Raw genomic sequence first — 13,922 nt, 5'->3', positions numbered from 1 at the left:
ATATGTCTGGATTAGACGGTAAAATAGCCCTAGTTACGGGCGCTAGCCGAGGAATTGGCAAAGCAATAGCTCAACAGTTAGTCGCCGATGGCGCGACCGTTATTGGTACAGCAACGTCAGAAAACGGCGCAGCGGCCATTAGCGAATACTTAGCTGACAATGGTAAAGGCATGGTGCTTAACGTATCTCAGCCAGAATCAATGACAGCATTGTTGTCTGATATCGCAGCGCAATTTGGCGTGATTGATATCTTAGTTAATAATGCCGGTATCACCCGTGATAACTTGCTTATGCGTATGAAAGACGATGAGTGGCAAGATATTATTAACACTAACCTTACGTCAGTGTTTAATATGTCAAAAGCAGTTTTACGTGGCATGATGAAAAAACGTTGTGGTAGAATCATAAATATTGGTTCTGTCGTTGGTAGTGCAGGTAATGCAGGCCAAGCAAACTATGCTGCGGCTAAAGCTGGCGTTATTGGCTTTAGTAAATCGATGGCACGAGAGGTTGCTTCTAGAGGGATCACGGTGAATGTGGTTGCTCCAGGGTTTATCGATACTGATATGACCAAGGCACTGAATGACGACCAACGTGAAGCCATTTTTAAAGATATTCCAGCAAATCGCTTAGGCTCCGTACAAGAGGTAGCTGCAGCGGTTGGCTTTTTAGCTAGTAATAGCGCTGCTTACATAACGGGTGAAACCCTACATGTAAACGGTGGAATGTATATGGGGTAGTGTGTTTAATTAATAACCTAGGTTGTTAAAACATTACTTGCCTGTTATTTTTTTGTTGATTATTATATAGTTTTTAGTGGTTCGACCAGTAAAAAACTTCAATGTCTTGCTTGCAAGGCGGTGGGTTGGTGAATACACTACTCGAAATTTATATCTAGCGACTTTTAAGGGAAAACTAGAATTATGAGTGACATCGAAGAACGCGTTAAAAAAATCATTATTGAACAACTTGGTGTTAAAGAAGAAGAAGTAAAATCAGAAGCCTCGTTTGTTGATGATTTAGGTGCGGATTCTCTAGACACAGTTGAATTGGTTATGGCTTTAGAAGAGGAATTCGATACTGAAATTCCTGATGAAGAAGCAGAAAAAATTACCACAGTTCAATCTGCGATTGACTACGTTAACGCTCACAAAGACGCGTAAACAGTTTTTTAAAAACGGCTCTTTCTGAGCCGTTTCTCTTATCTAACACACCAAATATATTACGTTCGGAGGCCAAAGTGGCTAAACGTCGGGTTGTAGTAACCGGTCTTGGCGTACTCTCTCCTGTGGGCAATGATTATACATCCACGTGGCAGAATATCGTCGAAGGTAAAAGTGGTATAGGTCCTATCACAGTGTTTGATGCATCTGAATACACGACGCATTTCGCAGGCGAAGTTAAAGACTTCAACGTTGAAGACTACATTGCCAAGAAAGAAACCAAGAAAATGGATAAATTTATCCAGTTTGGTATTGCCGCTGGCAAGCAGGCATTAGCGGATTCAGGATTAGTGATCACCGAAAAGAACGCATCGCGTGTTGGTGTTGCCATTGGTTCAGGTATTGGCGGATTAAGTTTGATTGAAGAAAATCACACTAAATTAGTTAATTCTGGCCCTAAGCGTATCTCACCTTTTTTCGTACCTGCTACCATCACAAATATGATTTCAGGCTTCCTGTCCATCATGGAAGGTTTGAAAGGACCTAATTTAAACATTGTGACTGCCTGTACTACAGGTGTGCATAATATGGGTATCGCGGCGCGTACTATTGCCTACGGTGATGCCGACGCCATGTTGGCAGGCGGTGCGGAAGCGTCTATTTGTCCTTTGGGCTTAGGTGGCTTCGCAGCGGCACGAGCGCTATCGACACGCAATGACAACCCACAAATCGCCAGTCGCCCATGGGATAAAGACCGAGATGGTTTTGTAATGGGTGAAGGTGCGGGTGTTGTTATGCTCGAAGAGTACGAATCAGCTAAAGCGCGTGGTGCGAAAATCTACGCAGAACTTGTTGGTTTCGGAATGAGCGGTGACGCACATCATATGACCTCTCCACCAGAAAATGGCGAAGGCGCTGCTGCAGCGATGCACAATGCATTGAATGATGCATCTGTTAATGCACAGCAAGTGGGCTACATCAATGCGCACGGAACCTCTACCCCAGCGGGTGATGTTGCTGAAGTTGCAGCGGTGAAAACCATCTTTGAAGAAAGTGCCAAGAAGGTATTGGTTAGCTCAACAAAATCAATGACAGGCCACCTTTTGGGTGCCGCTGGTGCAGTTGAAGCGATTTTCACTATTTTGGCGTTAAAAGATCAAATAGCCCCACCGACAATTAATTTAGATAACCCAGGTGAAGGGTGCGATCTGGATTTTGTCGCGAATGAAGCACGTTCAATTAAAATGGATTACGCTCTGTGTAACTCATTTGGATTTGGTGGCACTAACGGATCATTACTCTTCAAAAAAGTGTAATTCAGAACACGCTAATAGTATCTAAGCTGAGCCTGTAATATCATTGCTATTACAGGCTTTTTTGCATCAATTGATTAATTTTCTACGAAGATATATACATGATCGTTAATGGTTCACCCGCTACTCAACTCGACATTGCCGATAGAGCAACACAATACGGAGACGGTTGTTTCACTACCATGCTCGTTAAAAACGGTAAAGTTGAGCATTGGGAAGCGCACTTAACACGTTTACAAGCTAGCTGTGAACGATTGTTTATACCTTTTACAAAATGGGATGAATTGGCTAACAGTGTTCTTAAGAATACGCAGCACGGTTCGAGCTTCGTTTTAAAAGTCTTGATTTCAAGAGGTTCAGGGGGAAGAGGTTATAGCCCAGAAGGGGCTCATCAGCCGATTTACATTATAAGCCAACACCCGTATCCCTCTCATTATGATGATTGGCAAAAGAACGGCATCGAACTTAATGTAAGTAGTATCACTTTGGCCAAGCAACCCCTGCTAGCTGGCATAAAACATTTAAACCGTTTAGAGCAAGTGTTGATAAAGCATAAATTGGCAAATGACGCATTTCAAGATTGCATTGTGCTGGATACCGACGACGTTATTGTTGAGTCTTCAGTGGGCAATATTTTCTGGTACCATGAAAATTCCTGGTACACCCCATCTTTGAGTTTTAGCGGGGTGGAAGGGGTTATGCGTAACCACATTCTTGATTATTTTACTGCTAAACACATTACATTTCATCAATGTCGTGAAACACAAGAAGCTATTCAATCCGCTGCAGAAGTGTTTGTGTGTAATAGTTTGATGGGCATCGTACCCGTCTCGGCTATTGAATTTAGTGATGGTCACCGAGCATATTATTTGCGTGATAAAACCCGTGAGTTGCAAATGGGAATAGTTGACTATCAAGCCTAGGAAACAAGGAACGAAGTTTTGAGAATAAATATTATCAAAGTGTCCTCGTTACTGATTACAGTGGTGATCGTTACGATAATGACAGGCTTACATTACTTAAAGCAACAAGCTGAAAAGCCACTGTCCATTGATGAACCTTTTTTGCTCACTATTAATAAGGGGCAGTTTTCAAACAGTATACTGAAGCAATTACAGCAACAATCTCTCGTTGACGATACGCTGGGTTTAAAAGTGATGCTCAAAGTCATGCCTGAATTGGCAAAGGTTAAAGCAGGAACTTACGAGTTAATCCCAGGCATGAACGGTATTGACGTTTTTCAACTTATTGCCAGTGGCAAGGAAAAACAATTTGCTCTTACCTTAGTAGAGGGCCTGAGGTGGCAAGACTGGAAACAGCAGATCACTCATCATCCCTACATCCATGTTGGCGAGGACTTTAATGATAATATCCAGGCGTTTACGCAAGATATTGAGGGCCAGTCACTAGAGGGTTGGCTGATGCCCGATACTTATCATTTTGTTGCCGGTACCAAGGCGTTCACTATAGTCAAGTGGGCCTACAACGAGATGCGCAAAGAGCTTGATTTACAGTGGCAAAATCGCTATCAAAATTTACCTTACGCAACACCCTATGAAGCGCTGATTATGGCCTCGATTATCGAAAAAGAGACAGCTAAAGCACAAGAGCGCAGTCGGATTTCCGGAGTGTTTGTAAACCGACTTCGGCTGAATATGCGTTTGCAAACTGACCCCACTGTTATTTATGGGATCAAAGACTTTGACGGTGATATCAGACGTAAAGATTTACGGCAGGCAACGCCTTATAATACCTATGTGATAAAAGGCTTAACCCCTACGCCTATCGCCATGCCAAGCAAGCTTGCGATACATGCAGCACTAAATCCGCTGGCTACTGACGAGCTGTATTTTGTTTCGAAGGGTGATGGCAGCCATCATTTTTCTCAAACGTTGCAAGAACATAATCGGGCCGTTCGCCAATACCAGTTAAAGCGTTAATACGTTTAACAGTTTATTTTTATAAACACGCTCTATTGAGAGTAAAGGAAGTCAAATTTGATACACCCAGGTAAGTTTATAGTCATTGAAGGGTTAGAAGGTGCGGGAAAAAGCACTGCAGTGAGTATTGTAAAATCCTGCATAGAACAAGCTGGGCATAGGTTAATTTGCACCAGAGAGCCGGGCGGAACCGCCATGGCTGAAGCCATTCGTGAATGTGTAAAAAAAGATTGGCAAAATGAAACAGTGACCACCGAGGCCGAGTTGTTGCTTATGTACGCCGCGCGCGCTCAGTTACTGCATAATGTCATTCACCCCGCGTTATCAGCAGGGAAATGGGTATTAGGAGATCGACATGATATGTCGTCTCAGGCCTATCAGGGTGGAGGGCGTGAAATACCACAAACGTTAATTCAACCTCTGCGTGATATTACCTTAAAAGGGTTTGTACCTGACTTTACTCTGTACTTAGATGTTGAACCTAGCGTTGGGTTACAGCGCGCCAGAGGCCGCGGTGAATTAGACCGTATAGAACAGCTCGACATCTCATTCTTTGAACGTACTCGCGCCCGCTATCTCAGTTTGGCTGAGCAAGATGATAACTGCGTTGTCATAAATACTATGCAACCGATAGAAAGCGTTCATCACGATATTAAACTCGCCATACAACAGTTTTTGGTGGTGTAACGTGTATTCATGGTTACAAGCATCTTTGCAGCAGTTGTCCCAACGCGCTATGACGCACTCGCTACATCATGCGCTGTTACTAAAAGGCGCGAAGGGTATAGGCAAAACAGAATTTGCTGAGCAATTAGGGCAATTTTTGTTATGTGCGAATAAAGGAACTAACGCACATACCGCCGGTACCAAGAGTGATTTAGTGCCTTGTGGCCATTGTCAGTCGTGCCTGTTACTAACCGCGGGAAACCACCCGGATCTTTACGAAATTCGCTCTGATAAACAAATTGGCGTTGATGCCATCCGTGAGGCGATTAAAAAGCTATCTGGCTCGGCGCAGCTTTCAGGTGCCAAGGTATTAATCATCCATGACGCTCATACCATGACAGAGTCCAGTGCCAATGCTTTGCTTAAAACCCTGGAAGAGCCAACCAACAACACCTTTTTATTGCTGTTAAGTCATCAAAGCGAACGTTTACTGCCAACCATACTAAGCCGTTGTGAAAAAGTAGCTCTGCCAAGCCCAACACTGCAAGGCTGTCATGATTGGTTATCTGAACAAGGTTATTCCAATGTTGATGACGCAATGTTACGTTTATACAGCGCTTCGCCCTTGGAATTAATTGAACATTTAAAAAGCCCGCCTAAAGTCAGTTACAATGAAGTCGTTGAAAATATTGGTTATCTAAGTGTTGGTACCCTTAACGCTGCTGCATTAGCGACAAAGTGGCAGGACGAAGCGACAACAATTGTTCAATGGTTGCAAGTTTGGTTAGTGGACCAACTAAAAACTGGGCCGCATAACATCGACGCACTTTGGGAAATGCAAAAAGCTTGTATCAGTGCCAATGAACAATTACGCAATCCTGGCGTCAATAAATCCCTAGTGTTGGTTAATGTATTGCAATCGATAGCACAGCGTCCGTAATGTAAAGGTTGCGGATGACTAAAATTTAACGTTCTAAAGTAGGAATATTTTTTGTTTGTAGATTCACATTGTCACCTAGACAGATTAGATAAAAGCCCAGAAGAACTAGCTGAAGTGATACATTTCGCCCAGCAACGAGGAGTAGAACACTTCTTGTGTGTGTGTGTATCGGTTAATGACTTTCCAGCGATGATGCAATCTATTAAGCCGTTTAATAATGTCTCTGCCTCGTGCGGCGTACATCCCCTTCACCAAGATGAAGCGTGTACCTATGACGAGCTACTGAGTATGGCCAGTTCGGACAACATAGTCGCAATCGGTGAAACCGGCCTAGACTATTTTTACAGTGCAGATACTAAAGACGTGCAACTAACGTCTTTTGTTGATCATATCAAGGTGGCGAACGTGCTAAATAAGCCCTTGATTATACATACCAGGGACGCTCGCCAAGACACGATTTCATTATTGAAAGAGCATAAAGCTGACCATACCACAGGTGTATTACATTGCTTTACTGAAGATTGGGACATGGCCCAAGCTGCAATAGAATTAGGCTTTTACATTTCGATTTCTGGTATTGTGACGTTCAAAAGCGCACAGGCGCTGCAAGACGTAGTGAGGAAAATACCGTTAGAAAATTTACTAATAGAAACTGACTCTCCATGGCTTGCACCAGTGCCTTATCGCGGTAAACAAAATCAACCAGGTTACGTGCGCGAGGTAGGGGAATTTATTGCGCAGTTAAAAGGGATATCCGTTGAAGAGTTAGCTAGCGTCACCACAGAAAACTTCTATCGCTTGTTCAATATACTAAAAGCGAAAGCGTAAGCTTTAAATTTAACCACTAGCCACCAAGCTAGTCATTAGCTCGGTGGCCACGTTAAATGTTATAAACTGCTCGATACCGATAACGCAGTTTTACCTAGGATGTCGTACACCTGCTCAGTTTTTTCGTGGGACGGGCTATTTACCACTACGACCCATTTGCCGTCATGAGTGGCCTCACGAGACTGATTCACTACACCATCTTGATCTGGTCTGAGTGAAATGAAGCCAGCAAGCATTAAACCAACGAAAAAGCCTAAAATGGAAAGCGCAATGACGGTCATAATAGGACTATTTTGTGTGTAACTAGGCCCATAGAACGCCAGCAGTACCGCAAAAAACACACCCAGCACAATGCCAATAAGGCCAAATGCCATGTGCGCTTTAAGCATAAAAAAGCCAACTTTCTTATCCTTGTTTTCTAGCTTCTGGTCAAACTGAGTGTCATGAGGGCCAATAATTCTGACTTCGTCGGGTTGTAATGCAGCGTTATCTAACACCGCCGTGGCGCCTTTCTTTGCACTCGCTTCATCTGCGTATGTAGCGCTAACTTTTCCTCTGATTTCATTACTCATAATATTTCCTTTTTGTAACGTCCAGCTGCTGATTAGCAAACTGGATATACCTAGACTTTATAGGAGCTGCAAAACTCATTCCTATAAAAAATGTAAGGTGAACGAGACTTGAAACTGTTGCTATGGTCAGGGCGCAACACAGGGTAGAGGCACATTAGGGAAATACAGGCTTGCTTATACAAACACAAAACGCTGACAAATTTACCTTTGGTTTGCAAATATTACCTGTTACCCAGCACTAGCAAATCAAGGTAAAAGATAACACCAGGTTTAAAGCTAAGCGTTGGCCAGCAAACGTGCAACGCTTCTTCTGCCATATAGCACTGCACTATGAGTTTTATTTCTCCGCAGCCGCCATGTTGGCGCACTTTACGCTTAGTGCAGTGTTCTACATTTCAATTCTAGAGAGCTCTCTTATGCCAAACGAAAATCACCTTCCTATGGGAATAAGCAAGTTAGACAAAGGTTATGCCGTATCTGTTTGGGCACCCAATGCCGTTAACGTTTCGATACGTGGGGAATTTGACGATTGGAGCGACGAAGGTGTTGCCCTGTCTAAAGAGGAAGGAGGTATATGGGCCGGACACGTGCCCAGTCTAGCCAATAGCCAACAATATCAATTTAGCATTACCAGCGAATCTGGTGATGTATTAAAGCGAAATGATCCAAGAGCTCGCTTGCTTACCAACAGTGTTGGCGCCTCAATTGTTTACGATGACGACTATGAGTGGCCACAAGACTCTTTTTCGATGCCCGACAAAAAGTCGCTGGTTATTTACGAGCTGCATATCGGCACATTTAACTGCAAAGATCGAGACGACAATGGCGTGGCGAATAAACCAGGCACGTTTCACAGTACTATCGAAAAACTAGATTATCTTGTCGAGCTAGGCATCAATTGTATTGAAGTAATGCCCGTTAATGAATTTGCTGGCGACTTTAGTTGGGGCTACAACCCTGCTTATCCATTTGCGGTTGAAGAAGCATACGGTGGCCCAAATGGTCTAAAAGATTTGGTTCGCGAAGCCCATGCTCGAGGCATAGCCGTTGTGCTAGATGTCGTTTATAACCATTTTGGACCGAGCGATCTCCACCTTTGGCAATTCGATGGTTGGTCTGAAAACGATAAAGGCGGAATTTATTTTTATAATGATTGGCGAAGTGACACACCTTGGGGCGACACCAGACCTGATTATGGTCGCGAGGAGGTGCGTCAGTTTATATTCGACAATGCGATGATGTGGTTAGACGAATATAGGCTAGATGGTCTGCGTATGGATATGATCCCATACATGCGCTCGGTATCGGGCTCAGAGAACCCTGCCGATAGCATTGAAGAGGCTTATGAATTAATTCGCTGGATCAATAGCGAAGTTCAGCGCCGTCACCCTGAAAAAATCATTGTCGCCGAAGATCTGCATGGAAACGACTTTGTCACCAATAGCACCGAGGAAGGTGGCCTAGGTTACACTGCACAGTGGGATGCAGACTTTGTCCATCCGATACGAGACGTATTAACACAACCTGAAGACGACAGTAGAGATATAGCAATCGTTGAAAAAGCCCTTATGCGACTTTACTCCGACGACGCTTTTTGCCGTGTGATTTACGTCGAATCACACGATGAGGTGGCAAATGGCAGTGCTCGATTAGCAGAAGAAATTGCCCCTGGTAACGTGGATAAAGACTATTTTGCACGTCAGCGTTCAGTTATAGCTGCTGCGCTCACGCTAACCGCACCAGGTATTCCTATGTTGTTTCAAGGTCAAGAGTTGCTAGAAGATCTATGGTTTGATGATAAAGACCCAATAGACTGGAAGCGGAATCAGAAGTTTCCCCAATTACAACAAGCTTACCAAACACTTATCGCGTTGCGTAAACAGTGTCCCAGTTTACAAAGCCATGACATCAAGGTGACTCACTTTGATCAGGAAAATGGCGTATTGGCCTATACCCGAGGTAAAGATGTCAGTGATGAGTCATCTAGTGGCACGAACGACAAGGTTATGGTGCTCATCAATTTCAAAAACCAAACGCATGAAAACTATGAGGTTCCCGCTTTAAACAGTGAGCAATGGCAGTGTGTTTTTAATTGGTATGGGGGCTATCACGACCCGCATGCTTTTTCAGGTTGTGAGAATGGAAATAACGGAAATGATCCAAAATTAGTGCTCAATCTCGAAAATTATCAGGTTTTAATTTTTCAGCTGGGCCACTAACAAGCTGGATTTAACAATTAGAATAATGGGGATTTATTAGGCCGCTAGGCCAAGTAATTGTTACACCCGCTGTGAAATGATTTCATTTTAGATGGGGTGTTTTTTTACACCTTCCCTTGAATTACCCTCAAGTGAATATGGTGCGTGCTTTGCATTGCTTTGGTTGAATTATGTCTAAGAGCGTAAAAAAGGACTGTTCTGACGTAAGGCTGATTTAGGTTTTCATCAACCTAGTTTCACATTCTTCTTTCCAACTTCAAAAAGGAAATGGTAAATGCCTTCTTCTTCAAACCGACGCATTGCTAACTTACCGCTACGAATCTTCGCCGTCGTAAGCTTTTTCATCGGGTTATATTTAGCGATAGGGGGTCTGTGGCTAATTTTAGAGAGCGGATCTTACTATTATGCTCTCGCTGGTGCGAGTTTATTACTCACGAGCGTATTACTTTACTTTAAACAACGTCTAGGACTATGGGTGTTTGCGCTTATGTTTCTAGGTACCCTTGGCTGGACTATTTGGGAGTCAGGGTTAGATTATTGGCGCTGGGTACCACGCATGGGCGTACCTGTGGCACTTGGTTTTATTTTAGCCCTGTTACTGCCAAGTTTTGGTATATCAAAACGCGCTAGCTTCTCACTTGCTGGGGCATTCCTGGTCATCTTTGTAGGTGCATTTAGCATGGCCTTCGTGCCGATGAATTGGACACATAATGCTCCTGTGGCCGAAGCGGGAAGTAGTTTAATAAAACTCGGTACGAAAAACGGTATCAGTGATATTAATCAAGATGACTGGCCTGTATATGGGCGAGATAACAACGCCAGTCGATACTCGCCTGTGACTGATATTACACCCGAAAATGTCGCCTCTTTAAAACGAGCATGGCAGTACAGAACAAAAGATACCCCTCCCAAACGTTATGGAGCTGAGACCACCCCGATTAAAATTGGCAACAAATTGTATTTATGTACGGCGAGAAATCAGTTGATCGCCTTAAACGCACAAAATGGTAAAGAGCTATGGCGCTACGACCCAAAAGTCGCGGATGAAGACATTCCTTACACCGCAGCTTGCAGAGGTGTCACCTATTATAAAGTACCAAAAAACAACGATATTCGACCTCAAGATTCAAACCAAGCAGATACAAGTGCGTTAAGCGCCTCAACTAACGCGCTAGCATGTAATGAGCGGATCGTGAGCGGCACATTAGATGGAAGAATCATCGAAGTGGATGCTCAGACAGGTAAGCCATGCAGCAATTTTGGCAATCAAGGCGAAGTGGATATTAAAAAGAATATGGGAAAAACCCCCAGTGGATTTGTGGCAATTACCGGGGTACCAGTGATCGTTCAAGGAGTTATTATTACTGGCCATCAAGTACTTGATGGTCAGAAGCGTTATGCCCCCTCAGGTGTTATTAAGGGGTTTGATGTGCAAACCGGTGAGCTGCTATGGGCGTGGGATATGGTAAAACCAAATCTTAATAAACTGCCGCCAGAAGGAGAAACCTATACACGTGGTACACCAAACATGTGGACCACCGCCACGGGGGACAATGATTTAGGCTTTGCTTATTTGCCAATGGGAAATTCCTCCGCAGATTATTGGAGTAGTTCACGTGCTGAAGAAGAACTTCAATACTCAACGTCACTTGTTGCTATGAATGTTAATACAGGAAAACCTGCTTGGGCTTTTCAGACTGTGCACAAAGACGTATGGGATTACGATTTGGGCTCTCAGGTTAGTCTAATTGATTACCCAACGGAAGATGGCCTAGTGCCCGCATTAGTGCTGCCAAGCAAGCAGGGAGATATTTATATCTTGAACCGCGAGACGGGTGAAGTACTTACGGGCGTAGAAGAGCGTAACGTACCTGTTGGGGGCGTTGGGCCTGAAAAACGTTCTAGTACCCAACCATTCTCAACATTTCACACACTTCGGAAGCCCGATCTCACGGCCAAAGACATGTGGGGGGTCACTATGTTTGATCAACTCGCGTGCCGTATTCAATTTCAAGAAGCCAGTTACAAGGGTATTTATACTCCGCCCACCACTGAGCAGCACTGGATCCAATACCCTGGGTACAATGGTGGGTCAGATTGGGGAAGCGTAGCAATCGACCCATCAAGGGGTGTTCTGATTGCCAATTACAATGACATGCCAAACTATAACCGGCTCGTCAGCCGGGAAGAAGCTAACGAACGAGGCTGGAAACCACGAGATGAATTGGAGCATGACGATGGTGGGCCCGAGGGAGCAGGGGACCCTCAACAAGGAACGCCTTATGCGGTAGATGTTAACGCCGGTTGGCGCTTGCCATTTACCGGATTGTTATGCAAACAACCCCCTTATGGTGGAATACGCGCAATAAATTTAGAAGACGGTAGTACCTTATGGGATCGCCCCCTTGGTACCGCACGAAACAATGGCCCCTTTGGCATTGCATCTGGCTTACCTCTGACAATAGGCACACCGAATAACGGCGGTAGCCTGGTGACCAAAAGCGGCTTAATTTTCATCGCCGCAGCGACTGATAACCTCATTCGCGCGATAGATATCAATACAGGTGAAACCGTTTGGCAAGACGTGCTACCCGCTGGGGGGCAAGCCAATCCGATGATGTATCGACAAAATGGAAAAAGCTACTTGGTCATTGTGGCTGCTGGGCATCATTTTATGGAAACGCCTCCAGGAGATTACGTCATTGCCTATGCCTTAGATGACTAAGGTATAAGCAACATAGGTAAGCCCACGTTTTTATGGGGCTTACCGACTATTAATAATTCCAAATCCAGTTCCAGTAAATAACTAACCACTCAGCGAAAATTTAATGGAATTGGTATAAGGCTATAGTGCCCGAGGTACGGTCGCCTCGGCTTGCTGTTGTATATCTGTCGAAATATAAACAGAAAGAGTGGATAAATCAGCATGGCCTGCGTTTTTCATCACCACTTGCAAAGGCGTACCAGCAGCAATTGACGTCGTTATGCCTGTATGGCGTAGGGAATGAACACTGAAGTCCCTAAGCTCACTTAATTCGTGAGCTTCTTGAACTGAGCCATGGTGGGAATCAGCGACATTATCAAAAATCATGCGCACTATATCTCTAATCGCTTCAATCCCTAATTGCGCGTTCAAAATACCCGTTTCGCGACCGTGGGTACCCGCTCTATGACGCACGAATAAAGGTACCTGTTCATCTGGTGCAGGGAAATCAGCTAAGCCTAAATATTGACGATACGCTTTTAAACACTGCATTAATTCATCAGGGCAGGGGATTAAGCGACTTTTTCCACCTTTACTTCTCGGTATTTTAAATACCCAATGGCCACTTCTGTGGCGTATAAAACTACTCATCATGGGGGTGTAACCTGGGCGAGCGGCAATCTCTGAGACTCTCGGGTACAATAAATACAATAGAGCGAAGAGTAACCTAGTGCGCTGGTGTTTCTCAGGCTGGGTGTTTGCTAGGTCATTAACGTGTTGCCATACACGTTTCCACTGAACATCACTTAAGGCTTTTTCTCCGTCTGATGATTCAACTACATGGGTGTTGTTAACGTTTAGTCTGCGCAACAAAACTGCTGCTGGATTTTTATCTACGTATTCCATATCACTCAAGAATAGAAAAAAACCACTCAATAACGATAGCTGGGCTTTAAGGGTAGATGTTTTACGTACATATCGGCCTGCACTGCGTAACACGAAAGGCCGCCACTTAGGGTTAGGCGCTAATGTACCGTCTTGCTTGTCTTCTACAAAAAATGGATATGACGCATGCGTGATAAGTTCAATAGGGGGTTGATTACAAAAATCAACGAACTTACGTAACTGCACACGATCAATATCAGCAATTGAAATGCGCTTTACCTCCCATGCCCAATTAAATAAGAGATTTAATTCACTGCGTATAGACTTAAAGTTATTTGCATTAAACCTATTTTCACTTAGATACTCGATCGCTAGTTCGTAGCTGTATGCTGCGTCTTTAATAGATGTATCTAGCGCCATAACGTGCTGATTGATATAAGTAACGCCAACATCTAATTGTTCAGCATGGGGAAACAAAGGCGCAAATATTACGGTCATTACTGATCAGATCTTTAAATAAAACAGAATCTTATTATAACTGTATAAATTTACAGTTATAAAGGTTTTATACTATTAAATTAATAAAGCTACATTGGCTACTTGTCTTCTTTTGTCTAAACCGTAATTTTTAGCGGCTGTAGCTAGCCTGTTAACGCTGAAAAATGGCATACTCTGTATCAATATATGGGTGG

General features: G+C 43.8%; 12 protein-coding genes. 10 read left to right on the top strand and 2 right to left on the bottom strand.

Annotated elements, in window-relative coordinates:
- Positions 1-2 precede the first annotated feature (2 nt).
- From fabG to GCHA_RS08990, 8 genes are all read left to right on the top strand, one after another.
- Complete coding sequence (gene fabG, locus GCHA_RS09025) at positions 3-740, top strand: 3-oxoacyl-ACP reductase FabG (protein WP_007987328.1); 738 nt, start codon at positions 3-5, stop codon at positions 738-740.
- Positions 741-923: 183 nt separating this feature from the next.
- The gene (gene acpP / locus GCHA_RS09020; RefSeq protein WP_006993870.1) at positions 924-1,163 is read left to right on the top strand and encodes an acyl carrier protein; all 240 of its coding nucleotides are present in this window, start codon (positions 924-926) and stop codon (positions 1,161-1,163) included.
- A gap of 77 nt (positions 1,164-1,240) precedes the next feature.
- Positions 1,241-2,479 carry a beta-ketoacyl-ACP synthase II gene (gene fabF / locus GCHA_RS09015; RefSeq protein ID WP_007987323.1) on the top strand — a complete coding sequence of 413 codons (1,239 nt, stop codon included), beginning with the start codon at positions 1,241-1,243 and terminating at the stop codon, positions 2,477-2,479.
- 98 nt (positions 2,480-2,577) lie between these two features.
- On the top strand, positions 2,578-3,399 hold the full coding sequence (gene pabC, locus GCHA_RS09010) for an aminodeoxychorismate lyase (RefSeq protein WP_007987322.1): 822 nt from the start codon (positions 2,578-2,580) through the stop codon (positions 3,397-3,399).
- A gap of 18 nt (positions 3,400-3,417) precedes the next feature.
- Complete coding sequence (mltG, locus tag GCHA_RS09005) at positions 3,418-4,416, top strand: endolytic transglycosylase MltG (RefSeq protein ID WP_013753771.1); 999 nt, start codon at positions 3,418-3,420, stop codon at positions 4,414-4,416.
- A gap of 57 nt (positions 4,417-4,473) precedes the next feature.
- Positions 4,474-5,103: a dTMP kinase gene (gene tmk, locus GCHA_RS09000; protein WP_007987320.1), complete on the top strand. Its 630-nt coding sequence runs from the start codon at positions 4,474-4,476 to the stop codon at positions 5,101-5,103.
- A 1-nt stretch (position 5,104) separates the two neighbouring features.
- On the top strand, positions 5,105-6,022 hold the full coding sequence (gene holB, locus GCHA_RS08995; RefSeq protein WP_007987319.1) for a DNA polymerase III subunit delta': 918 nt from the start codon (positions 5,105-5,107) through the stop codon (positions 6,020-6,022).
- A gap of 51 nt (positions 6,023-6,073) precedes the next feature.
- Complete coding sequence (locus GCHA_RS08990; protein WP_007987318.1) at positions 6,074-6,850, top strand: TatD family hydrolase; 777 nt, start codon at positions 6,074-6,076, stop codon at positions 6,848-6,850.
- Positions 6,851-6,909: 59 nt separating this feature from the next.
- On the opposite strand, the gene GCHA_RS08985 is transcribed toward GCHA_RS08990, so the two are convergent.
- Positions 6,910-7,422, bottom strand: coding sequence for a hypothetical protein (locus tag GCHA_RS08985; RefSeq protein WP_007987316.1), 513 nt, complete (start codon positions 7,420-7,422; stop codon positions 6,910-6,912).
- A 416-nt stretch (positions 7,423-7,838) separates the two neighbouring features.
- On the opposite strand from GCHA_RS08985, the gene GCHA_RS08980 reads away from it, so the two are divergent.
- Complete coding sequence (locus GCHA_RS08980; RefSeq protein ID WP_007987312.1) at positions 7,839-9,641, top strand: alpha-amylase family glycosyl hydrolase; 1,803 nt, start codon at positions 7,839-7,841, stop codon at positions 9,639-9,641.
- Between the two features lie 274 nt (positions 9,642-9,915).
- Positions 9,916-12,366 carry a membrane-bound PQQ-dependent dehydrogenase, glucose/quinate/shikimate family gene (locus GCHA_RS08975; protein WP_083881846.1) on the top strand — a complete coding sequence of 817 codons (2,451 nt, stop codon included), beginning with the start codon at positions 9,916-9,918 and terminating at the stop codon, positions 12,364-12,366.
- A gap of 120 nt (positions 12,367-12,486) precedes the next feature.
- On the opposite strand, the gene GCHA_RS08970 is transcribed toward GCHA_RS08975, so the two are convergent.
- Positions 12,487-13,728 carry a tyrosine-type recombinase/integrase gene (locus tag GCHA_RS08970; RefSeq protein ID WP_007987304.1) on the bottom strand — a complete coding sequence of 414 codons (1,242 nt, stop codon included), beginning with the start codon at positions 13,726-13,728 and terminating at the stop codon, positions 12,487-12,489.
- Positions 13,729-13,922: the final 194 nt, after the last annotated feature.

Origin of the sequence: Paraglaciecola chathamensis S18K6, assembly GCA_000314955.1 — a bacterium.
GTDB lineage: Bacteria > Pseudomonadota > Gammaproteobacteria > Enterobacterales > Alteromonadaceae > Paraglaciecola > Paraglaciecola chathamensis.
The sequence above is the reverse complement of the archived record's forward strand: the minus strand, read 5'-3'. Positions and strand labels throughout refer to the sequence as shown.